Here is a 22,019-nt window from a genome sequence, read left to right as displayed (position 1 = left end):
CTTTTTTACGCTCTAGTCGCCGCAATCCTCATCACCGAGTAGGGCAGCCGTCCGCGGCAGAGGCGCTTGAGTGCTGGCACTGCCAGGCGCATCTCGGTGCTGATGGGGCTCATGGTGTCCACGGCTCCGAGTGCCTCCCAGCCCTCGGCCTGGCTCGCCAGCCCCTCGGGGCCCTCCGCGCCGAAGCTGTAGCTGGCGCCGGTGCGCTCCTTGATCTCGTGATCGGTCTTGCGCTTCATCATGAGGGTGTCGTAGAGGTCGGCGGCCAGCTCCAGTGCCGGGGCCTCGCTGAAGTGGGCGCGCAGGGCGTCGAGCAGCGGGGGGACGCTCTCCGGCTGGAGGTACATGAGGACGCCCTCCGCCACGACGAGGGTGGGGGCGTCGGCGGGGATGTGGGGGAGCCATGTGTGGGGCTCAGCGAGGTCGCCCGGGATGCAATGGACGGTGTCCTCGGGGATGAGCTCCGCCCGGGTGTCAAGGACCTCCTTCTTGTCGACGCCAAACCAGCGGGCGTCGATGTCGCGGAGGCGGGAGGCCGCGTTGCACAGGCCGATCCCCAGGCTGAGGATGACGGGGGAGGGGTGGGCGGCCGCGAAGTCGCGGATGAGCTGGTCGAGGGCCTGGGAGCGGCGGATCGTCCCCACCACGGCGCTCTTCGAGGTGAGGCAGAGGGATTCGAGGTCAAAGCCCTCGCGCTGGGCGCGCTCCTGGAGGGCGCGGAAGACCTCCTCGGCCTGGGTGTCTGTCCAGTCTGTTATGCCGTATTTCGCCGCGCCGCGCGCGCGGGAGGCGATCGTCGTGACTGTTGTGGAGCCGATCTCGCTGCCAAAGAGCTTCTGTGCCGTGCTGTCCATAGAACCTAGGGTAATCAATCTGAATCCCGATTCATCTTCATTGAAGTGATCTCCGCCATTCTTGACGTACTACTTCTGCCGGATGTAGTATTCCTGCTACGGACATAGTAGACCTACTGCATTCCGAAGGAGTCCTTATGCGAACAGACCGGGCCGCAGCCGTAGAGGTGAGCGACCTCTACTTCGCTTATGCCAAGAATGACGTGCTCACGGGGGTAAACCTCACGATTCACCGGGGTGAGGTCGTCTGCCTCCTCGGCCCCAACGGCGTGGGAAAAACGACCCTCGTGGAAAACCTCCTGGGCATGCTCACCCCGCAGCGCGGAAGCGTCCGCGTGCTGGGGAAGAGCCCTCTCAAGACCGATGCCCGCCTCCGCGCCCGCGTGGGCCTCGTCCAACAGAATTGGTCCGACCACGGGAAGTGGCGGATCTCCGACCACCTCGGCTGGCTCCACGCCCAATACTCCACGGAGGTCGACGACGTGCGGCAGCCGGAGGAGGCGCTGGCGAGCGTCGGCCTGGAGGAGAAGCTGGGCTCCACGATGGGTCAGCTGTCGGGCGGGCAGCGTCGGAGTGTGGACTTCGCCTCGGCCATCATGCACCACCCGCAGCTGCTGCTCCTCGATGAGCCCACGACGGGGCTCGATCCCGTGGCCAAGGCGCGCCTCCACGACCTCATCATGGAGCAGGTGGACGGGGAGTCCGCGGTCCTCATGACCACCCACGACCTCGCGGAGGCGGAGAAGCTCGCCTCCCGCATCCTCATCATGAGCGAGGGGCGCATCATCGCCGACGGCACCGTGCCTGAGCTGCGCCAGCAGTTCTCCGGCCAGTCGGAGGTGAGTTGGCGCGACGCCAGCGGCACCCGCCACGTCCACTCCACGGACGAGCCCCGGGACTTCATCATCCACTCCGTCCCCGAGGATGCGAAGGAGCTCCGCGTACACTCCGCGGACCTGGAGGACACCTACCTAAAAATCATCCGCCACCACGAGGAACTCGCTGAGAAGGAGAGCCATGTCACGCACTAAACCCCTGGCTATTGCCCGAGCGGCCATGCGCTATGCCCGCGCCGATATTCGCCCCAATCTCCTGGGCTTCGGGATGGTGGGCCTTCTCCTCACCGAGGCGATCTTCTTCGCGGTCCACGCCTTCTTCAGCACGGAGCCCGTGGATGAGAGCGTCGACATTTCTCGACGGATGTACAGCATCCTCGGGTGCTCGGTGGGGCTTGCCGGGTTCTTCCTGGCCCAGATTTGCTCGGAGGTCTATACCGACCGGGTCGGCGGGACGCTGGCGCGGGTGCGCATCCTCCCGCACGGGGCGCTCGCCTGGAGCGTGGGGAAGGTGCTAGCCACCGGGCTGATGGTGTTCCTCTCGCAGGCTATTTTGTTCCTGGGTGGGATCCTCGTCTTCCCCGATGTCTCACTCTCGCTCCCCAAGGCCATCGCCGTGCTCGGGGTTGAGCTGTTCATGCTCGCCTCGATTGCGCCGATTGGCCTCATCATGGCCTCGCTCATCCGCGGGTTGTATTCTCAGCTTGTGATTCTTGGCGGTGTGCTTGCTCTCTTCGGAACAGCCGGCCTGGTCTTCCCCATCACCATTTTGCCGGGCTGGGTCCAGGCTATTCAGCAGTGCCTGCCGTTCTACTGGGGTGGGCACGTGGTCCGTTCGCTCGTCGTGGACGTCCCCTTCGCGGAGGCCTCGCAGAGCTTCCACCCGCTCCTCGGGCTGGGGATCATGCTGGCGTGGCTCGTCATCGGCTTCGCGCTGGTGCCCTCGGTGATGCAGCGGTCCTTCCGCAAAGAGACGCTTGGGATGGTGGCCAGCCTCCAGGCGGCCCAGCGCCAGCACGTGGGAACCTAAACCATGACAGACAGCGCCATTCATAACCGCATCGCGGTGCTTCGCGCCGATCGCGGCATCAGCCGACGCCAGCTCTCCGAGGACCTCGGCATCCACTATCAAACCGTGGGCTACCTCGAGCGCGGCGAATACGCGCCCAGCCTCGCCCTCGCGCTGCGCATCGCCCGCTACTTCGACGTGCCCGTCGAGTCCATCTTCTCCCTCGAGGAGTTCCCGCCCCTCCTCTAGCCGCGCGCGAGGGGGCCCGGATCCTCCGGCGTGGGGATGAGCTGGAGAACGGCCTCGGTGAGGGCCGCGCGCTGCTCGCGCGTGAGCGGGGTGACGTGAAGGTGGTCGTGGAGGAAGAGGCCATCGGCCATGAGCTGGACGAGGTAGGCGGCGCGCCGGGTGGGGCCGTCGAGAATGGTGGCGGGCTTGGGCATCCAGCGCTCGTCGACGGCGCGCCAGATAGCCGCAGCCTCGGGGTGGCGGACGGCCTCGATCTGGAGGAGCAGCTCGGGGAGGCTCGCCGCCGTGGAGAAGGAGAGGACGACGGCCCGCAGGCGCTCGGCCTCAGAGAGCTGCGTGACGTCCTCGACGCCCGCAGCGCGCAGCAGCTCCTGCTCCCAGGATTCCGCCAGGTAGGCGTGGATGGCGAGCATGAGCTCCTCGCGCGAGGGGAAGTGATAGACCAGGCCGGACTTGGAGAATCCCGAGCGCGCCGCCAGGGATTCGTAGGTGAGGGCGTCGGGGCCGGCGTCGTCGATAATGGCGACCTCGGCCTTGAGGATGGCCTCGCGCTTGTTGGGGCGCATCAGTGGACTCCTTCCGGGACGAGGGCGCGGCGGGGGTTGCCGCGGAAACACCAGGCCGTGACCAGGGCGCAGAGCGCAGCCATCGCGGCGACGATCCCCACGATGCAGAAATACCCGGAATCATACGCCGCCGCGGACGCCGGGTCCGCCGCGAGAAGCTCGGGCCGCCCGGCGGGGGCGAAGAGGCGGTAGAGGGCGGGCATCGCGGAGCCCACGATCGCGACGGCGACGAGCGTCCCGAACTCATAGGAGACCGACTCCACCGAGGAGGCCATGCCCGCGCGGCGCAGCGGGGCCGAACCGATGATCGCCGTCGAGGACACCGACATCACACTGCCGGCCCCCACGCCCACGAGCAGAAGCCCCACCGCGAACGCGAGGAGCTGCCCCCGGGAGAAGGCCACCGCGGCCACGACGAGTCCCACGGCGAGCAGCGCGAAGCCGCCCGCAATGAGCGTGCGGAAGCCCAGCCGCGCCAGGTAGATGCCGCCCAGGATCGACGCCGGGATGCACGCCAGGGACACCAGCGCGACGAGCAGCCCCGACTCCAACGGCGTGTACCCGCCGATGAGCTGGAAACGCTGCGTGGTCATGTACTCCATCCCGGAGACGCAGAACATCGCCCCGCCGGCGGCCAGCACCCCGCCGCTGAACAGGCGGTTGATGAAGATATCGAAGGTGAGCAGCGGGCTGGGGAGGCGGCGCTGCCGGCGCTGGAAGAGCCAGCCGCCCAGGATCATGCACGCGGCTGAGGCTCCGAGGAGCCAGGGCTCGCGCCCGGCTGCGGCCTCCTTGATGAGCATGACCGCGCCCATCATCGCGAGCATGGCGTAGAAGGAAGAGAGCGCGTCCCAGTGGCGCTCCGGGTTCGGGGCGTTCGCCGGGGCGATGATGACGGTGGCCAGCCACACCGCCACGGCCACCGGCACGTTGATGAGGAAGACCGAGCCCCACCAGAAGTGGTTGAGGAGGAGCCCGCCGAGGAGCGGTCCCGTCGCCGCGCCGACGGCTCCCATCGAGCCCCAGATCCCGATGGCGGTGTTGCGCTCCTGCTCGTCGTCGAAGGTGATGCTGATGAGCGCGAGCGTGGAGGGGAGCATCATCGCCGCGCCCACCCCGAGCGTCGCGCGCGCGAGGATGAGCGCCCAGGCGGAGGGCGCGAGGGCCGCGCCGAGGGAGGCGAGGCCGAAGATCGTGACGCCGAGGAGGAACATAAGCCGGTGCCCGATGCGGTCGCCGAGCGTGCCCGTGCCCAGCAGGAGGCCGCAGAGGACCAGCGGGTAGGCGTTGATGACCCACAGGGCCTCGAGGGCGCTCGTGCCGAGATCCGCCTCGAGGGTGGGGAGGGCTGTGTAGAGCACGGAGTTGTCCGCGCCGATGAGGAAGAGGCCAACGGAAATGATGGCGAGGAAGGTCCACCGCTGCGTGGAGGTGGTGTCGGGACTCATGGGAGTAACTGTAACGAACGTTCAGTACAGTTACCAAGTCGGTGGGCGGGGCTGCGCCCGGCCGGGGAGAGTCCCGCTATATCCCAATGAGACGTACATAACCACTGCTCGTGCGGTGTAATTCCTCACACCAGATGGGCGAAAAACGGGCCAAAAGGTAGCGTCGCCGGGGATAAAGGGAGCACCATAGAGGAAGTTTCGCGAAGAGAGGAGAACGAAGACTAGTGGCTAAGAATTTTGCGCAGTTGCTCGTCGACACCCTGGAGAAGCAGGGCGTGCGCCGCATCTACGGGTTGGTGGGGGACTCCCTCAACCCCATTTCTGATGCGGTGCGGAAGTCGTCCATCGAGTGGGTGCACGTGCGCAACGAGGAGGCGGCCGCCTTCGCCGCGAGCGCCGACTCCCTCGTTACCGGTGAGCTCGCCGTGTGCGCTGCCTCCTGCGGCCCCGGCAACACCCACCTCATCCAGGGGCTCTACGACGCCCACCGCAACGGGGCCAAGGTGCTGGCCCTGGCCAGCCACATCCCGAGCGTCCAGATCGGCTCCGGCTTCTTCCAGGAGACCCACCCGGAGAAGATCTTCCAGGAGTGCTCCGCCTACTGCGAGATGGTGAACTCCGCCGACCAGGGCGATCGCGTGGTCCACCACGCCATCCAGTCCACCATGGCCGGGCACGGCGTCTCCGTCCTCGTCATCCCGGGCGACGTCAGCCAGCAGGAGGTGACCCGCCCCGTCTTCACCAACTCGACGGTAGCCGCCGGCCGCCCCATCCTCCTCCCGGATCCGCACCAGGCCGCGGCCCTGGCCAAGGCGATCAACGACGCCAAGACCGTCACCCTCTTCTGCGGCGCGGGCGTCCGCGACGCGCGCGAGGAGGTCCTGGAGCTCGCCGAGAAGATCAAGTCCCCGATCGGGCACGCGCTGGGCGGCAAGATGTACATCCAGCACGACAACCCCTTTGACGTCGGCATGTCCGGCCTCCTCGGCTATGGCGCGTGCCACGACGCCTCCAACGAGGCGGACCTGCTCATCCTCCTCGGCACGGACTTCCCCTACTCGGACTTCCTGCCGACGGAGAACGTCGCGCAGGTGGACGTCGATGGTTCGCACATCGGCCGCCGCACGACGGTGCGCTACCCGGTCATCGGCGATGTTGCCGCCACCATCAAGACGATCCTCCCGCACGTGGAGGAGAAGCGGGATCGTAGCTTCCTCGACAAGATGCTCCGCAAGCACTGCGGGAAGCTGAGCTCCGTCGTCGAGGCCTACACCTCCAACGTGGACAAGCACGTGCCGATCCACCCGGAGTACATCGCCAACATCATCGACGAGCTGGCCGCCGAGGACGCGATCTTCACCGTCGATACCGGCATGTGCAACGTGTGGGGCGCGCGCTACATCACCCCGAACGGCTCCCGCGAGCAGATCGGCTCCTTCCGCCACGGCACCATGGCCAATGCGCTGCCGCAGGCCATCGGCGCCCAGGCGGCGCAGCCGGGCCGGCAGGTGATTAGCTTCTCCGGGGACGGCGGGCTCAGCATGCTCATGGGCGAGCTGCTCACCGTGAAGATGTACCAGCTGCCGCTCAAGTGCGTGGTCTTCAACAACTCCTCGCTGGGCATGGTGAAGCTGGAGATGCTCGTCCAGGGTATCCCGGAGTTCGAGACCGACCACGAGCACGTCAACTTCGCGCAGGTGGCCGAGGGGATGGGCATCAAATCCTTCCGCATCGAGGATCCCGCGAAGGCGCGCGACGTCCTCGCCGAGGCGCTCGCCTACCAGGGGCCGGCCCTCATCGACGTGGTCACCGACCCGAACGCGCTGAGCATCCCGCCGAACATCACCTTCGCCCAGCTCATGGGCTTCTCCAAGGCGGCCACCCGGACCGTCTTCGGCGGCGGCGTGGGGCACATGCTCGACATGGCGACCTCGAACCTCCGCAACATCCCGCGTCCCTAGGCCGGGGTCCCGGGTCCCAAGGTCGCGGGGTCCACGGGGCCCGGGATCCTCAGGCTGCTCACAGAATGCTGGCAGCCGCGGCCCATGCGGGCGTGAATACTATGGAGGCATGTCTGCGCTCCTCAACTCTGATGCTCAACCGGTGAAGGTGCTCGTCGTCGATGATGAGCCGAATATCGTGGAGCTCCTTCAAGTGAGCCTCAAATTCCAGGGCTTCGACGTCCTCACGGCACGTGATGGCGCCGAGGCCCTTCGTCGTGCCCGGGAGTACGAGCCGGACGCCCTCATCCTCGACGTCATGATGCCCCGCATGGACGGGTTTGAGCTGCTCACGCGCCTGCGCAGCGAGGGGATCGACGCCCCCGTCCTCTTCCTCACCGCGAAGGATGCCGTCGAGCACCGCATCCACGGGCTCACCATCGGGGCGGATGACTACGTGACCAAGCCCTTCTCCCTGGAGGAGGTCATCACGAGGCTGCGGGTGATTCTGCGGCGGGGGCGCGTCGTCGATCATGAGCCGGAGGACGCGACGATCAGCTACGCGGACCTCACCCTCAACGATGAGACCCACGAGGTCACGAAGGCGGGGGAGTACGTGGAGCTCTCGCCGACGGAGTTCAACCTCCTGCGCTACCTCATGCTCAATGCTGAGGTGGTGCTGAGTAAGGCGAAGATCCTCGACAACGTGTGGCACTACGACTTCGGCGGGGATGGCAACGTCGTCGAGTCCTATATTTCCTACCTGCGCCGGAAGATTGACACCGGCGAGGTGCCGCTCATCCACACCGTGCGCGGCGTGGGCTATGTGCTGCGCACCCCGCGCGGGGCGGGCCGCGGGTGAGCGGGGTGAAAGAAGCACTCCGCTCGGTGCCGCTGCGGACGTGGCTCGTCATCCTCATGGTGGCCACGTGCGGGCTGGGGATCCTCGCGAGCTCCGCCATGGTGAGCTCCGTCATGAAAGATGACATTTACCAGCGCGTCGACGAGGACCTCTACAACTCCCTCCACGGCTGGGCCCGCGACTCTGAACTCTTCACCAAGCGCGCCGGCGCCCACCCGCCCTCGAATTACACCGTCATCAAGATATTCGACGACGGCAGCTCGGTGGTGTTCAACGATTTGGGCGTGTTCCCGGACGTGTCGGGGCTGGGGACCTCCGGCGTCCCGGAGACCGTGCACTCGGTGGGCTCGGCGAGCAGCGCCGGGCTGCACGATGAGTGGCGCGCGATCGCCACGCAGGAGCACGGTGTGATGACGGTGGTGGCGCGCAACTTGGACCGGGAGGATCTGGTCATCGAGCGCATGCGCCTCTTCCAGGGACTGGTGGGGGTGATGGTGCTCATCGTCATCGCGCTGGTGGGCTGGTGGCTCATCCGGCGGGCGCTGCGCCCGCTGCGCGTCGTCGAGCGGACCGCGCGGGACATTTCGGAGGGGCAGATTGACCGACGCGTGCCGGAGTGGCCGATGAGCACCGAGGTGGGGCAGCTGGGGGCCTCGCTCAACATCATGCTCAACCGGCTGCAGCGCTCCCTCGAGCACACCCGGGAGAAGGAGGAGCAGATGCGCCGCTTCGTGGGGGACGCCTCCCACGAGCTGCGCACCCCGCTCACGAGCCTCCGCGGCTACACCGAGCTCTATCGCAGCGGCGCCGCCCCCGACGCGGACTGGGTCATCGACCGGATCGAGGAGGAGTCCACCCGGATGACCTACCTCGTGGAGGACCTGCTCAGCCTCACGCGCGCGGAGGGCAACGCCCTGGAGACCGCCCCCGTCGATCTCCTGGAAACGGCCAGTTCCGTCGCCACCCAGATGCGCGAAACTTACCCTGGGCGCACCGTCCGCGTCATCAACCAGCACCCGGGGATCCCGGTGGCGCTCGGGCAGGCGGACAAGGTGCGCCAGATCATCCTCAACCTCGTGGCCAACGCCCTCGTCCACGGCGGGGAGGAGGCGCAGGTGAGCATCGTGCTGCGCCCGGCCGAGGAGGCGGGGGAGAAGGGGGCGGCCCCGGCCGGGGTGCCCATGACGGAGATCCTCATCATCGACGACGGCTGCGGCATGAGCCCCGAGGACGCCGAGCACATCTTCGAACGCTTCTACCGCGCGGACAGTTCTCGCTCCCGCAACTCGGGCGGCTCGGGGCTGGGGCTCGCGATCGTGCACTCCCTCGTCGAGCGCCACGGCGGCACGATCACGGTACAGACCGCCCCGGGGGAGGGCTCGACGTTCACCGTGGCGCTGCCCGCCGGTACCGAGGAGGAACTCTTCTCCGCCCCGGGGAGCGGGGAGGTTTAGGCCTCGGCCAGGGGGCGGCCATCTTCGCCGGTCCCGAGCGCGGCGCGCAGGGCCTCGGCGGCGCGGTCCATCTCCTGGGGGTCGGTCTCGTCGGGGGACATCGCGGTGCCGAGGGAGTAGCCGGACATGTCGTCGGCGGGGAAGACGTGAATGTGGGTGTGGGGAACCTCGAAGCCGGCGATGAGGGTGCCCGCGCGCTGGCAGTCGAAGCTGCGGAGCACGGTCTGCCCGACGCGCTGCGCCACCCCCGCGAGGTGCAGCCACTCCTCCTCCGCGAGGTCCGTCCACTTGTCCACCTCGCGGATGGGGACGACCAGCACGTGCCCGTAGCGCACGGGCTCGATGGTGAGGAACGCGGCCACCGTCTCATCGCGATAGACGAAGCGGCCGGGGAGCTCCCCTTGAATGATCTTGGTGAAGACGCTACTCATGGTTGTCAGCGTACCGCCCATTAGGATGAGGGCCATGCGCATTCTCGTGATCGGATCCGGAGCCCGCGAGCACGCCCTCGTCCGCGGCCTCGCCACTGACCCTGCCACCACGGCCCTCCACGTCGCCCTGGGGAACGACGGCATGAGCTCGCTCGCCACCTGCCACCCGGAGGCCGGGGCGGTCGACGACGCCGCCGCGATGGTGGCCCTCGCCCGGGAGGTCGAGGCGGAGCTCGTCGTCATCGGGCCGGAGATCCCGCTGGTCGCGGGCGTGGCCGATGCCCTCCGGGAGGCCGGCTTCGCGGTCTTCGGCCCGCAGAAGGCGGCCGCGCAGATCGAGGGCTCCAAGGCCTTCGCGAAGGACGTCATGGCGGCCGCCGGGGTGCGGACCGCGCAGTCGCGCAGCCTCGCGCCGGGGGCCAGCGCCGAGGAACTCGACGCCCTCCTCGACGAGTTCGGCCCCACCTGGGTCATCAAGGATGACGGGTTGGCCGGCGGCAAGGGCGTCGTCGTCACCGAGGATCGGGAGGCTGCGCGCGAGCACGCGGAGGCAGTCCTCGCGTCCGGCCACCCGGTGCTGGCCGAGACCTTCCTCGAGGGGCCCGAGGTGTCCCTCTTCTGCCTCGTCGACGGCGAGACCGTCGTCCCCCTCCTTCCCGCCCAGGACCACAAGCGCGCCTATGACGGTGACCGCGGCCCGAACACCGGCGGCATGGGGGCCTACGCGCCCACCCCCTGGCTGCCCGAGGACGGCGTCGAGCGCATCGTCCGCGAGGTGTGCGAGCCGGTGGCCAAAGAGCTCGTCGCCCGCGGCACCCCCTACTCCGGCCTCCTCTACGCGGGCCTGGCCTGGGGTGCGGAGGGCCCGGCCGTGGTGGAGTTCAACTGCCGCTTCGGCGACCCCGAGACGCAGGCCGTCCTCGCGCTGCTGGAGACCCCGCTCGCAGGGGTTCTCGACGCCGTGGCGCGCGGCCACCTCAGCGAGCTGCCGCCCCTGCGCTGGGCGCCCGGCTATGCCGTGACGGTGGTCCTCGCGGCGGAGGGCTACCCCGCCTCCCCGAAGAAGGGGGACCCCATCGAGGGGGTCACGGCCGAGACCCCGGTGCTCCACGCGGGCACCGCGGCCGGCCCGGACGGCGGGTTCGTCTCCGCCGGCGGCCGGGTGCTCAACGTGGTGGCGACGGGCAGCACCCTCGCCGAAGCGCGGGAGGACGCCTACCGGCAGCTGGACGGCATCCACCTGGAGGGTGGGCACTACCGCTCGGACATCGCGCTGCCGGCCGTCGAGGGCACCATCACCCTGCCGGGAATGTCATAATCGAGGGCGTGGCTGAGAAGAACGCTGAGAAGAACGCAGAGACCATCGACGACACCCCGGTGACGAAGGCGCCCATCGCCAACGTCCTGGCCTCCCGCTACGCCTCCGCGGCGATGACCCGCCTGTGGAGCCCCGAGGCGAAGATCCGCATGGAGCGTCAGCTCTGGATCTCCGTGATGCGGGTGCAAAAGGACCTCGGGGTGGACATCCCCAGCGAGGCCATCCGCGCCTACGAGGCCGTGGTGGACCAGGTGGACCTTGAGTCCATCGCCGCCCGGGAGCGCATCACCCGCCACGACGTGAAGGCGCGGATCGAGGAGTTCAACGCCCTCGCCGGCTACGAGCACATCCACAAGGGCATGACCTCCCGCGACCTCACGGAAAACGTCGAGCAGCTCCAGATCCTCAGCTCTCTCGCGCTCGTGCGCGACAAGGCGGTGGCCGTCCTCGCGCGCATCGGGGAGCGGGCCGCCCTGTACCGCTCCCTCGTCATGGCCGGCCGCTCGCACAACGTGGCCGCGCAGGCGACCACCCTCGGCAAGCGCTTCGCGTCTGCCGCGGATGAGATGCTCATCGCGCTGGACCGCGTCGAGAACCTCATCAGCCGCTACCCGCTGCGCGGCATCAAGGGCCCCATGGGCACCGCCCAGGACATGCTCGACCTCGTGGGCGGGGATGAGAAGCACCTCGCGAGCCTCGAGCGCGCCATCGCCGATGAGCTCGGCTTCAGCCGCACCTTCGACTCCGTGGGCCAGGTGTACCCGCGCTCCCTCGACTTCGACGCCCTCTCCGCCCTCGTGCAGCTCGGTGCCGGGCCCTCCTCGCTCGCGACGACGATCCGCCTCATGGCCGGCAACGAGACCGTCACCGAGGGCTTCAAGGAAGGCCAGGTGGGCTCCTCCGCCATGCCGCACAAGATGAACGCCCGCTCCTGCGAGCGCGTCTGCGGCTTCCAGGTGATCCTCCGCGGCTACCTCACCATGGCGGCCGACCTCGCCGGCCAGCAGTGGAACGAGGGCGACGTCTTCTGCTCCGTCATCCGCCGCGTCGCCCTGCCTGACGCCTTCTTCGCCTTCGACGGCATGTGTGAGACTTTCCTCACCGTACTCACCGAGTTCGGCGCCTTCCCCGCCATGATTGACCGGGAGCTCGAGCGCTACCTCCCCTTCCTCGCCACCACCCGCATCCTCATGGCCGCGGTGCGCGCCGGGGTCGGCCGGGAGACCGCCCACGAGATCATCAAGGAGAACGCGGTGGCCGTGGCCCTCAACATGCGGGAAAACGGCGCTGACCAGGACCTCGTGGAGCGTCTGGCCGCCGACGAGCGGCTCCCGCTCAGCGCCGAGGACCTCCGCGCCGCCCTGGCCGACCGCCACGCGTTCATCGGCGCGGCGGAATCGCAGACCGACCGGGTGCTCCAGCGCATTGAGGACGTCGTCGAGACCTACCCGGAAGCCGCGCGCTACCAGCCGGGGGACATCCTCTAGCCCGCGGGGCGCCCCCGGAGTCGGGGCCGATGTGGACCCTCCAATTGTTGGCCCGCACGGCCCCCACTAGACTGCCTAAGCATGCGTCCGGAACTCTCTGACTACACCCACCTTTCCGCCGGTAAGGTGCGGGAAATTTACGAGATCGACGAAGAGACCCTCCTCATGGTCGTCAGCGACCGGATCTCCGCCTTCGATTACATCCTGGATTCCGAGATCCCGGATAAGGGGCGAATCCTCACCGCGATGAGCGTCTACTTCTTCGACAGCATCGACGTGCCCAACCACCTCGCCGGGCCCATCGATGATCCCCGCATCCCGGAAGAAGTCCTCGGCCGAGCACTCGTGTGCAAGAAGCTGAAGATGCTGCCCTTCGAGTGCGTCGCCCGCGGCTACCTCACCGGCTCCGGACTGAAGGAGTACAAGGCGAACGGCACGGTGTGTGGCATCGAGCTCCCCGAGGGGCTGCGCGAATCCTCCCGCCTGCCCGAGCCCATCTTCACGCCCGCCACGAAGGCCGAGTTTGGGGACCACGATGAGAACGTGCCCTTCGAGGCCGTCGTCGAGAAGCTGGGGGAGGCCCGCGCCACCGAGCTCCGCGACGCCACCCTGTCCATCTACTCCACGGCCGCCGCGATGGCCGAGGAGCGCGGGGTGATCCTCGCGGACACGAAGTTCGAGTTTGGTGTCGACGAGAACGGCACGCTGGTCCTCGCGGACGAGGTCCTCACGCCCGATTCCTCCCGCTACTGGCCCGCGGACACCTATGAGGAGGGCAAGGTCCAGCCGAGCTTTGACAAGCAGTACGTGCGCAACTGGCTGCTCAGCTCCAAGGCGGACTGGAACCAGAAGGACGGCACCCCGCCGCCTCCGCTGCCCGGCTCGGTCATTGAGGCCACCCGGGAGCGCTACATCGAGGCCTACGAGCGGATTTCCGGCCGGAAGTTCTCCGATTGGATCGGTTCCTGCGTCTAGCGGAGGGCCGACCGAGTAGAATCCGGGCATGGCTTATCATGCGGATTCTTCCCAGCTCGACGAGAAGGAAGTCCTCACCTGGGAGGGCTTTGGAGTGGCGCAGCGCGAGCTCGCGCAGATGATCGCCGATAGCGGCTACGAACCGGATCTCATCATCCCCATCGCCCGCGGCGGGCTCATCCCCGGCGGTGCGCTGAGTTACTCCCTCGGAGTGAAACTCTCCGACACGATGAACGTCGAGTTTTATACCGACGTTCACGAAACCCTTCCGGACCCGGTGCTGCTGGAGCCCCTGTTGGACACAGGATCGCTCCACAAGCGCCGGGTCCTTGTTGTTGACGACGTCGCCGATTCCGGCCGCACCCTCGACCTCGTACTCAACCTCCTGCGCGAGGACGTCGTGGAGGTCCGCAGCGCGGTGCTCTATGGGAAGTCCGCCTCCGTGGTGGAGCCCGATTATGTGTGGCGACGCACCGACCAGTGGATTTGTTTCCCGTGGTCGGCGGAGCCCCCGGTGGAGCCGCGCGCGAAGGCCTAGCGCGGGCCGCGGGCGCGGGTGCGGGTGCGGCGTGGCGGTATCGGGGGCCCGGGGAAAGCCCCGGGATGTTAAAAGCGCATACTAGATACCATGAAACCTTCGAGGTCCCGATCCCGCGCCCGCACCCTCCTTCACCTGCCCGTCAAGGTGTGGCTGGTCCTCATCGTCCTCGCGGGACTCACGCACCCCTTCCTCCCCGAGGGGCGCTGGGTGCTCGTCCACCTCTTCACCCTCGGGGCGGTGACGAACTCCATCGTCGTGTGGGGGCGGCACTTCGCGAAGCGTTCCTCCCAGCCGCCGCTCTCGCTCATCGCGCTGCTCAACGCCGGGATTCTCGTCGTCATCGCGGGGAAGATGCTGGGGCAGTGGCCGGTGGTGCTCGTCGGAGCGGTGCTCGTCTCCGCGGCGCTCCTTTGGCACGCCGCCGCGCTCATCCGCCTCCGGGCCTGGTGGTATGCGCTCTCGACGCTGTGCCTGCCGCTCGGCGCCACGATGGGCGTGCTCATCGTCTCCCCCTGGGGTGCGGCGCGCCACGATGACCTCCTCCTCGCCCACGAGGTCATCAACCTCCTCGGCTTCCTAGGCTGCGCCGCCCTCGGCACGCTGCAGCGCATGTTCCCCGCGGTGTGGCGCACCCGCGCGCACGGGGGCTGGCCGCGGCTGGTCGTGGGCTGCATGGCGAGCGGCCTGCTTCTGGGTGCGCTGGGCGCCCTCGGCGGGCTGCGCCCCATGGCGATGGTGGGCGTGGGGCTCATCGCGCTCGCGTGGATTCTTCAGGCGATCCCGTGGGCGCGGGATGTCCTCGCCGTCCTCCGGGATCCGCGCGACCGCGTCACCTACGCCTCGGCGAGCGTGGCCGCCGCGGTGTGCTGGCTCATCGGCTCCCTGCTGGTAGCCGTCCCGCGCGTCCTGAGCCCCGGGTTTGTCATCTCTTCCCTCACGATTCCGCTGGTCATCGGGTTTGGCGCGCAGCTGCTGCTCGGCATGATGAGCTATCTCCTGCCGACGACCATCGGCGGCGGACCCTCCGCCCTCCGCGCGGGCCTGCGCGAGATGGACCGCGGCGGGATGTTCCGCTGGGCGCTCGTCAACGTGGGGCTTCTCCTCTGGCTCCTTCCCCTGCCCTCCTGGGCGCGGGTCGGGGTGTCGGGGCTCTGCTGCCTGGGGCTCGCGGCGGTCCTGCCGCTCATCGCGCGCGCGGCGAAGGCTCAGGTGTCCGTCCTCCGCGGCGGGGAGGGCCCGGGCGTGGAGGACATGCCTCGCGGGCTGCGCGCCCAGCAGGTCTCGCTGGCGGTGAGCGTGCTCGCCGTGGTGGCGCTCGTGGGCTCCGTGCTCACGACGGGCAATCTCGGCGCGGGAGGTAGCGTGGCGCCGGCGGACGTCGAGCCCACGGGGGAGACGGTCACCGCGGAGGTCACGGCGCAGGATATGAGCTACTCCCCGGCGGAGGTGGCTGCGCGGCCGGGGGATCGCCTGGTGCTCACCTTCCGCAACACCGATAGCCAGGTGCATGACCTGCACCTGGCGACGGGCCAGGACTCCGGGCGCGTGGAGCCGGGCGCGGAGGTCACCCTCGAGGTGCCCGTGGTGCCAGCGGAGGGGATCGAGGGCTGGTGCACCATCGCCGGCCACCGCCAGATGGGCATGACCTTCCGCGTGACGACGGGCGCCGGGACGGCGCCCCGCCCCACCGCGGGGGCGGGCGGCCACCAGCACGGGCACGGGCAGGCCGGGATGATCGCGGACCCCTCCTCGGACTCACCGACGGTGGATCCCTGGCTGGCGCCAGCCTCGGCGGAGCGTACGCACCGGGTGACGCTGCGGGCCAGCGAGTTTCAGGCGGAGGTGGCCCCCGGGATGCGCCAGGAGGTGTGGAGCTTTGGCAAGGATCCGGTGGCGCCGACGCTGCGCGGCCACCTCGGCGATCGCTTTGAGATCACCTTCATCAATGACGGGTCCATGTCTCACTCCCTCGACTTCCACGCGACGAGCGCCTCCCCCGACGCCATGACCACGCAGGTCCCGCCCGGGGAGACCTTCCACTACGCCTTCACAGCCACGCGCGCGGGGATCTGGCTCTATCACTGCTCCACGCACCCGATGAGCCAGCACATTTCGATGGGCATGCACGGCGCGGTCATCATCGACCCACCGGGGCTTGCGCCGGTGGACCATGAGGTGGTGCTCGTCGGGAGCGAGATCTACGCGGACCCGGCGGATGTCATCGCGGAGGAGCCGTCGGCCTGGCGCTTCAACGGCTACGCGGCGCAGTACGTGAGCTCCGCGCACCCGCTGCGCGTGAAGGCGGGGGAGACGGTGCGCTTCTGGGTGCTCGCGGCCGGACCCAACCAGGGGCTGAGCTTCCACATCGTGGGCGCGCAGTTCCACCGCGTGTTTAAGGAGGGGCGGATGCTTCTCGACGAGGAGCCGGGCGCGGCGGGCGGCGGCTCCCAGGCGCTCGACCTCGCGGCGGCCCAGGGCGGCTATGTGGAGACCCGTTTCGAGGAGCCGGGGACCTACACGTTCGTCGATCACCAGATGGTGCACGCGGAGCGCGGGATGCGTGGGAATGTCATCGTCGAGGCCACCACCCCCGCAGAGCACCCGAACAGTTAAGCTGTGGGGGCAACCAAATCCTGCGAGGAAGGAAGCCAAACGTGGCCCGAGTAGTTGTCAACGTCATGCCGAAGGCAGAGATTCTGGATCCTCAAGGTCAAGCCGTGGTGCGAGCGCTCGGCCGGCTGGGTGTCACCGGGGTGAGTGATGTCCGGCAGGGCAAGCGCTTCGAACTGGAGGTGGATGGAACCGTCACCCGCGCCGAAGTGGAGAAGGTTGCTGAGACCCTCCTGGCGAACACGGTGATTGAGGACTTCGAGGTCGTGGATGCTGAGGTGAGCCAGTGAGCGCACGGATTGGTGTCATCACCTTCCCGGGGACGCTCGACGACGTCGATGCCCAGCGTGCGGCACGCATTGCGGGCGCTGAAGTCGTGGAGCTGTGGCACGCGGACGAGGATCTGCGTGGCGTCGATGCCGTCATCGTTCCTGGCGGCTTTTCTTATGGGGACTACCTGCGCAGCGGGGCGATCTCCGCGCTGGCGCCGGTCATGCGCTCGGTGATTGATCGGGCGCACAAGGGCATGCCGGTGCTGGGCATTTGTAACGGCTTCCAGATCCTCACGGAGGCGGGCCTCTTGCCGGGTGCTCTCACCCGCAACCAGGGCCTGCACTTCCACTGCGTGGACACCTACCTTGAGGTGGCCAACGCGTCCACGGCGTGGACGAGCGGCTACGAGGAGGGGCAGAAGATCCTCATCCCCGCCAAGCACGGGGAGGGGCGCTTCCAGGCCTCCGCGGAGACCATCGAGGAACTGGAGAAGGAAGGCCGCGTGGTCTTCCGCTACACCGATAACTTCAACGGCTCGGTGCACGGTATCGCCGGGGTGTGCAGCGCGGATGGTCGCGTCGTCGGCCTCATGCCGCACCCCGAGCACGCCGTGGAGGAGCTCACGGGGCCCTCCCTTGATGGGCTGCCGATGTTCGTGTCCGCGATCAACGCGACGGCGTCCGTCTAAAGGAGGGGACGATTCATGACTGTTCACAACGACACTGTCTCGGCCGCGCTCGCCTCTCCCGACGAGGCGCAGCCCTACCGCGAGCTGGGCCTCAAGGACGACGAGTACGCGCGCATCAAGGAGATCCTCGGGCGCCGGCCGACGGACGCGGAGCTCAGCATGTACTCCGTCATGTGGTCCGAGCATTGCTCCTACAAGTCCTCCAAGGTGCACCTGCGCTACTTTGGTGAGACCACGACGCCGGAGATGGCGGAGAAGATCCTCGCCGGCATCGGGGAGAACGCTGGCGTGGTGGACATCGGGGATGGCAACGCGGTGACCTTCCGCGTCGAGTCCCACAACCACCCCTCCTACGTGGAGCCGCACCAGGGCGCGGCCACCGGCGTGGGCGGCATCGTCCGCGACATCATGGCCATGGGCGCCCGCCCGATCGCCGTGATGGATCAGCTGCGCTTCGGCCCGGCGGACTTCCCGGACACCCAGCGCGTGCTCACCGGCGTGGTCGATGGCATCAGCCACTACGGCAACTGCCTGGGCCTGCCGAACATCGGCGGCGAGACCGTCTTCGATGAGTCCTACGCCGGAAACCCGCTGGTCAACGCCCTGTGCGTGGGCACGCTCAAGGTGGAGGACCTCAAGCTCGCCTTCGCGTCCGGCACGGGCAACAAGGTCATGCTCTTCGGCTCCCGCACGGGGCTCGACGGCATCGGGGGCGTCTCCGTGCTCGCGAGCGACACCTTCGAGGAAGGCGCCGAGCGGAAGCTGCCCGCCGTGCAGGTGGGCGACCCCTTCGCGGAGAAGGTGCTCATCGAGTGCTGCCTTGATCTGTATCGCGCGGGTGTCGTCGTCGGTATTCAGGACCTGGGCGGCGCGGGCCTCTCCTGCGCCACCTCGGAGCTCGCGGCGTCCGGCGACGGCGGCATGAGCATCAACCTCGACGCGGTGCCGCTGCGCGCGGAGAACATGACGGCCGCGGAGATCCTCGCCTCCGAGTCCCAGGAGCGCATGTGTGCCGTGGTGACCCCGGAGAACGTGGAGAAGTTCCGCGAGATCTGCGCCCACTGGGACGTCACCTGCGCGGAGATCGGCGAGGTGACCACCGGAAAGCACCTGGTCATCACGCACCAGGGTGAGGTCGTCGTCGACGCCCCGGCGCACACCATCGCCAACGAGGGCCCCGTCTATGAGCGCCCCTGGGCCCGCCCCGAGTGGCAGGACGCCCTCCAGGAGCCGGCCGAGATCACCCGCCCGAGCGACCTGCGCGCCGCCCTCCTCGACATGGTGGGCTCGCCCGCGCTGTGCTCCCGCGCGTTTATCACGGAGCAGTATGACCGCTACGTGCGCGGCAACACCGTCAAGGCGCTGGGCAGCGATGCCGGCGTCCTGCGCATCGATGAGGAGACCCACCGCGGCGTGGCCGTCGCCTCCGATGCCTCCGGCCGCTACACGAAGCTCGACCCGAACATGGGTGCACGGCTGGCGCTGGCCGAGGCCTACCGGAACGTCGTCGCCACCGGGGCACGTCCCGTCGCCGTGACGAACTGCCTCAACTACGGCTCCCCGGAGAACCCGGACGTCATGTGGCAGTTCCGCGAGTCCGTCCACGGCCTCGCCGACGGGGCCCAGGAGCTCGGCATCCCGGTCTCCGGCGGCAACGTCTCCTTCTACAACCAGACGGGCACCGAGCCCATCCTGCCGACCCCGGTGGTCGGCGTCCTCGGCGTCATCGAGGACGTCCGCCAGGCGCACGCCCACGACCTCGGCCGCGCGGGCGAGCCGGAGGTGCTCTTCCTCCTCGGCGCGACGGGCGAGGACTTCGGCGGCTCCATCTGGCAGCAGGTGAGCGGCGGCGGCCTCCAGGGCCTGCCGCCTAGCGTTGACCTCGCTGATGAGCAGCGCCTCGCGGACCTCCTCGTCGGCGCGCAGGACATCACCGCGGCCCACGACCTCTCCGAGGGTGGCCTCGCGCAGGCGGTCTTTGAGATGGCGCAGCGCGAGGAGGTGGGTGTTCGCGTGGACCTCGCGGCCGTGCACGAGGACCCGACGACGGCCCTCTTCTCCGAGTCCGCCTCCCGCATGCTCGTGGCCACGACGCCCGCCCAGGCCGACGCCTTCCAGGCGCGCGCCGAGGAGCTTGGCATCCCGGTGGCGCGGATCGGTGAGAGCACTGGCGCCGCGGGCGCCGAGGCCCAGATCGACTTCGGCGTGGTGAGCGTTCCGCTCGCCGAGCTCAAGGAGGCCTGGGAGTCCACCCTGCCGAAGCACTTCGGCCACGTGGTGGGCGCGAACTCCGTCGTGGAGTAGCGGGGCACCGCAGCCCGCGGGCGGGGGCGGGGCCGCCGCGCCCCGCCGCCCCGTGTGGGGCTGGCTTCTTGCCTGGAGGGAACCTCCGGCGTAGATTACGCTTAAGTAACCTACTAGGCCGGAGGTTCTTTCATGTCGGCAGCCACCCTCGCTCACCCCGAGAATGACCACATCATCCAGCGCACGCGCGAGGTCTATGACCGCGGCCCGCGCCCGAGCGGACGGGGGTGGGCGCACTTCGGGGCGGCCATCGGATCCCTCATTGCGGGCACGGTCCTCACGACGATGGCGTGGATGCTCCTGCCCTGGTGGCAGGGGCTCGGGGTGACGATCTATGCGCTGGGGGTCATCGCGCTCTTCGGGGTCTCCGCCGCCTACCACCTGGGGCCGTGGCGGAGCACGCGCACGGTGCGCTGGTGGCGTCGGGCGGACCACTCGACGATCGCAATCTTCATCGCGGCGACGTACACGCCGCTCTGCCTCATCACCCTGTCCGCCACGAGCGCGGCGGTGGTCCTCAGTATTGCGTGGGCGGGGGCGGTGGCGGCGGTCATCCTCTCCATGGTGTGGATCGAGCACCCCCGGTGGATCGACGTGGTGGTCTACCTGGTACTCGGCTGGCTCATCGTGCCGATGCTCCCCCAGCTCTGGCACAACGCGGGGCCCGCGGTGGTGTGGCTGCTCTTTGCGGGCGGGGTGGTCTATTCGCTCGGCGCGCTCATGTACGGCGTGCAGTGGCCGGGGCGCGAGGCCCGCTACCTGGGCTTCCATGAGCACTTCCACGCGGCCACGGTGGTCGCGGCGATTCTCCACATGATCGCCATGTGGATGGTGGTGTGCTAGCTCGCGTCCTTGGGCGGGCGGCCGCGCCGGGGGAGGCCGCCGACGTCGGAGGGGAGCCGGCCGGCCCGCCGGAGGGCGTCGCGCAGGAGGACTTCGATTTGCGCGTTGGTGCTGCGGAGGTCCTCGGCGGCCCAGCGGGCGAGGGCGTCGTGCACGGCGGGGTCGAGCCTTAAGGAAATGACTTTTCGGGCCATGGGTGGGGGCCGATTTCTTAGGAGTAGAGGCCACCCGTGTTGACGACGGGCTGCGTGTGGTTGTCGGAGCAGAGGACGACGAGCAGATTCGACACCATGGCGGCCCGGCGCTCGGGATCCAGGTCCACGATGCCTTCCGCCTCGAGCTGATCGAGGGCGCTGCGGACCATGCTCACGGCACCGTCGACGATCGTCTCGCGCGCGTCGACAATGGCGCTGGCCTGCTGGCGCTGAAGCATGGCCTGGGCGATCTCGGGGGCGTAGGAGAGGCTGGAGATGCGCGCCTCGACGATCTCGAGACTGGCGACGGCCGCGCGCTCGGCGACTTCGTGGGCGAGCTCGGAGGAGACGTCGTCGGTGCCGCCGCGGAGGGAGACGCGCCCGTCGATGTCGGAGTCGTAGGGGTGCTGGGTGGCGACGTGCCGCAGGGCGGATTCTGCCTGGGAGCGGATGAACTTCTCGTAGTTCTCGACGGCGAAGGAGGCGGTCGCGGTGTCGGCCACCTGCCAAACGATGATCGCGGAGATCGTGATGGGGTTGCCGTTGTAGTCGTTGACCTTTGCTTCGTTGGTCTCGAAGTTGTGGACGCGGACGGAGACGCGCTGCTTCCTCGTGAGCGGCGGAACGAGGTTGAAGCCCGTGCGGCGCACCGTGCCCACGTAGGTGCCGAAGAAGGTGAGGACCTTCGTGTGTCCGGGCTGCACGATGGTGAAGGAACTCACGCCGAGGAGGATCGTCACGAGGAAGACGACGAAGCAGACGAACATGCAGATCCCGGAGTTGGGGCCGGCGGTTCCGTTGTCATCGGCGATGGCCTGGGAGACGAAGCCCCACGCGCAGAGCGCGAGAATCACGAGGACGACGAGGAGTGCGAGGCTGGCGAGCCCAGCCCCTCCTGCCTTCGCGGGCCTCTCGGTAATGGAGACGCGGGTGCCGTCGCGGCCGACGGGGGTGTCGGCGACGGCGGGGGTGGTGTCGCTCATGGCGATCCTTTCACGGTGAAGTGGTGTCTATGTGACATAAATATGATATCAGTTTTTCGCCGCGCGGGGAAGGGGTGGGGACGGGGCGGGAACGGCACCGGCAGGATCTGCCCCGGCCCGCCCGCCACCGCGCCGGGCCCGGTCGCTATCCTCA

The 22,019-nt window shown here is 68.6% G+C and carries 21 protein-coding genes; 15 read left to right on the top strand and 6 right to left on the bottom strand.

From position 1 onward, the window contains the following. Positions 1–5 precede the first annotated feature (5 nt). Positions 6–854 (bottom strand): class I SAM-dependent methyltransferase, encoded by an 849-nt coding sequence (locus L1O03_RS08130; RefSeq protein WP_236119284.1) that lies wholly within the window; start codon positions 852–854, stop codon positions 6–8. 137 nt (positions 855–991) lie between these two features. Here L1O03_RS08130 and L1O03_RS08125 point away from each other — a divergent pair, with 137 nt between their 5' ends. Genes L1O03_RS08125 through L1O03_RS08115 form a run of 3 tightly spaced genes read left to right on the top strand, consistent with a single transcriptional unit; the run spans position 992 to position 2,948 of the window. Further along, positions 992–1,885, top strand: a complete 894-nt coding sequence (locus L1O03_RS08125) for an ABC transporter ATP-binding protein (RefSeq protein WP_236119283.1) — start codon at positions 992–994, stop codon at positions 1,883–1,885. Further along, positions 1,872–2,720 (top strand): ABC transporter permease, encoded by an 849-nt coding sequence (locus tag L1O03_RS08120; RefSeq protein WP_236119282.1) that lies wholly within the window; start codon positions 1,872–1,874, stop codon positions 2,718–2,720. The genes L1O03_RS08125 and L1O03_RS08120 overlap by 14 nt, the downstream gene beginning before the upstream one ends. Before the next feature lie 3 nt (positions 2,721–2,723). Next, positions 2,724–2,948, top strand: coding sequence for a helix-turn-helix transcriptional regulator (locus tag L1O03_RS08115; RefSeq protein ID WP_236119281.1), 225 nt, complete (start codon positions 2,724–2,726; stop codon positions 2,946–2,948). Here the strand turns inward: L1O03_RS08115 and L1O03_RS08110 are convergent. Together L1O03_RS08110 and L1O03_RS08105 are read right to left on the bottom strand one after the other, a co-directional pair. Next, on the bottom strand, positions 2,945–3,514 hold the full coding sequence (locus L1O03_RS08110) for a TetR/AcrR family transcriptional regulator (RefSeq protein WP_236119280.1): 570 nt from the start codon (positions 3,512–3,514) through the stop codon (positions 2,945–2,947). The two genes, L1O03_RS08115 and L1O03_RS08110, sit on opposite strands and share 4 nt — an antisense overlap. Continuing rightward, complete coding sequence (locus L1O03_RS08105) at positions 3,514–4,962, bottom strand: MFS transporter (RefSeq protein WP_236119279.1); 1,449 nt, start codon at positions 4,960–4,962, stop codon at positions 3,514–3,516. Before L1O03_RS08105 ends, L1O03_RS08110 begins: the two co-directional genes overlap by 1 nt. Positions 4,963–5,186: 224 nt before the next feature. Here L1O03_RS08105 and L1O03_RS08100 point away from each other — a divergent pair, with 224 nt between their 5' ends. The 3 genes from L1O03_RS08100 (at position 5,187) to L1O03_RS08090 (ending at position 9,218) form a co-directional block, all read left to right on the top strand. Then, positions 5,187–6,923 (top strand): pyruvate dehydrogenase, encoded by a 1,737-nt coding sequence (locus tag L1O03_RS08100; RefSeq protein WP_236119278.1) that lies wholly within the window; start codon positions 5,187–5,189, stop codon positions 6,921–6,923. Between the two features lie 109 nt (positions 6,924–7,032). Further along, the gene (locus L1O03_RS08095) at positions 7,033–7,764 is read left to right on the top strand and encodes a response regulator transcription factor (RefSeq protein WP_236119277.1); all 732 of its coding nucleotides are present in this window, start codon (positions 7,033–7,035) and stop codon (positions 7,762–7,764) included. Between the two features lie 5 nt (positions 7,765–7,769). After that, entirely contained in the window at positions 7,770–9,218 is a 1,449-nt protein-coding gene (locus tag L1O03_RS08090) for a sensor histidine kinase (RefSeq protein ID WP_236119276.1), read from the top strand. On the opposite strand, the gene L1O03_RS08085 is transcribed toward L1O03_RS08090, so the two are convergent. Next, positions 9,215–9,649 (bottom strand): HIT family protein, encoded by a 435-nt coding sequence (locus L1O03_RS08085; RefSeq protein WP_236119275.1) that lies wholly within the window; start codon positions 9,647–9,649, stop codon positions 9,215–9,217. The two genes, L1O03_RS08090 and L1O03_RS08085, sit on opposite strands and share 4 nt — an antisense overlap. Positions 9,650–9,683: 34 nt before the next feature. Here L1O03_RS08085 and purD point away from each other — a divergent pair, with 34 nt between their 5' ends. The 9 genes from purD (at position 9,684) to trhA (ending at position 20,688) form a co-directional block, all read left to right on the top strand. Then, a complete protein-coding gene (gene purD, locus L1O03_RS08080; protein WP_236119274.1) occupies positions 9,684–10,967 on the top strand; it encodes a phosphoribosylamine--glycine ligase in 1,284 nt (427 codons plus the stop codon). A 59-nt stretch (positions 10,968–11,026) separates the two neighbouring features. Continuing rightward, the gene (gene purB / locus L1O03_RS08075) at positions 11,027–12,454 is read left to right on the top strand and encodes an adenylosuccinate lyase (protein WP_338026151.1); all 1,428 of its coding nucleotides are present in this window, start codon (positions 11,027–11,029) and stop codon (positions 12,452–12,454) included. A gap of 81 nt (positions 12,455–12,535) precedes the next feature. Next, positions 12,536–13,429: a phosphoribosylaminoimidazolesuccinocarboxamide synthase gene (locus L1O03_RS08070; RefSeq protein WP_236119273.1), complete on the top strand. Its 894-nt coding sequence runs from the start codon at positions 12,536–12,538 to the stop codon at positions 13,427–13,429. Positions 13,430–13,457: 28 nt separating this feature from the next. Beyond that, positions 13,458–13,967 (top strand): phosphoribosyltransferase, encoded by a 510-nt coding sequence (locus L1O03_RS08065; RefSeq protein WP_236119272.1) that lies wholly within the window; start codon positions 13,458–13,460, stop codon positions 13,965–13,967. A gap of 90 nt (positions 13,968–14,057) precedes the next feature. Further along, positions 14,058–16,583, top strand: coding sequence for a multicopper oxidase domain-containing protein (locus L1O03_RS08060; protein ID WP_236119271.1), 2,526 nt, complete (start codon positions 14,058–14,060; stop codon positions 16,581–16,583). A gap of 41 nt (positions 16,584–16,624) precedes the next feature. Further along, positions 16,625–16,870 carry a phosphoribosylformylglycinamidine synthase subunit PurS gene (purS, locus tag L1O03_RS08055; RefSeq protein WP_236119270.1) on the top strand — a complete coding sequence of 82 codons (246 nt, stop codon included), beginning with the start codon at positions 16,625–16,627 and terminating at the stop codon, positions 16,868–16,870. Further along, positions 16,867–17,541: a phosphoribosylformylglycinamidine synthase subunit PurQ gene (gene purQ, locus L1O03_RS08050; protein WP_236119269.1), complete on the top strand. Its 675-nt coding sequence runs from the start codon at positions 16,867–16,869 to the stop codon at positions 17,539–17,541. Before purS ends, purQ begins: the two co-directional genes overlap by 4 nt. Positions 17,542–17,556: 15 nt before the next feature. Beyond that, positions 17,557–19,845, top strand: a complete 2,289-nt coding sequence (purL, locus tag L1O03_RS08045; protein ID WP_236119268.1) for a phosphoribosylformylglycinamidine synthase subunit PurL — start codon at positions 17,557–17,559, stop codon at positions 19,843–19,845. Positions 19,846–19,977: 132 nt separating this feature from the next. Further along, positions 19,978–20,688 (top strand): PAQR family membrane homeostasis protein TrhA, encoded by a 711-nt coding sequence (gene trhA, locus L1O03_RS08040; RefSeq protein ID WP_236119267.1) that lies wholly within the window; start codon positions 19,978–19,980, stop codon positions 20,686–20,688. Here the strand turns inward: trhA and L1O03_RS08035 are convergent. Beyond that, positions 20,685–20,882: a type II toxin-antitoxin system antitoxin gene (locus tag L1O03_RS08035; RefSeq protein ID WP_236119266.1), complete on the bottom strand. Its 198-nt coding sequence runs from the start codon at positions 20,880–20,882 to the stop codon at positions 20,685–20,687. The two genes, trhA and L1O03_RS08035, sit on opposite strands and share 4 nt — an antisense overlap. Positions 20,883–20,899: 17 nt before the next feature. After that, positions 20,900–21,865 (bottom strand): SPFH domain-containing protein, encoded by a 966-nt coding sequence (locus L1O03_RS08030; RefSeq protein ID WP_236119265.1) that lies wholly within the window; start codon positions 21,863–21,865, stop codon positions 20,900–20,902. Positions 21,866–22,019: the final 154 nt, after the last annotated feature.

It is taken from the genome of Corynebacterium uropygiale, assembly GCF_021568315.1.
GTDB classification, from domain to species: domain Bacteria; phylum Actinomycetota; class Actinomycetes; order Mycobacteriales; family Mycobacteriaceae; genus Corynebacterium; species Corynebacterium uropygiale.
This window is presented reverse-complemented; position numbering and strand designations above follow the sequence as displayed.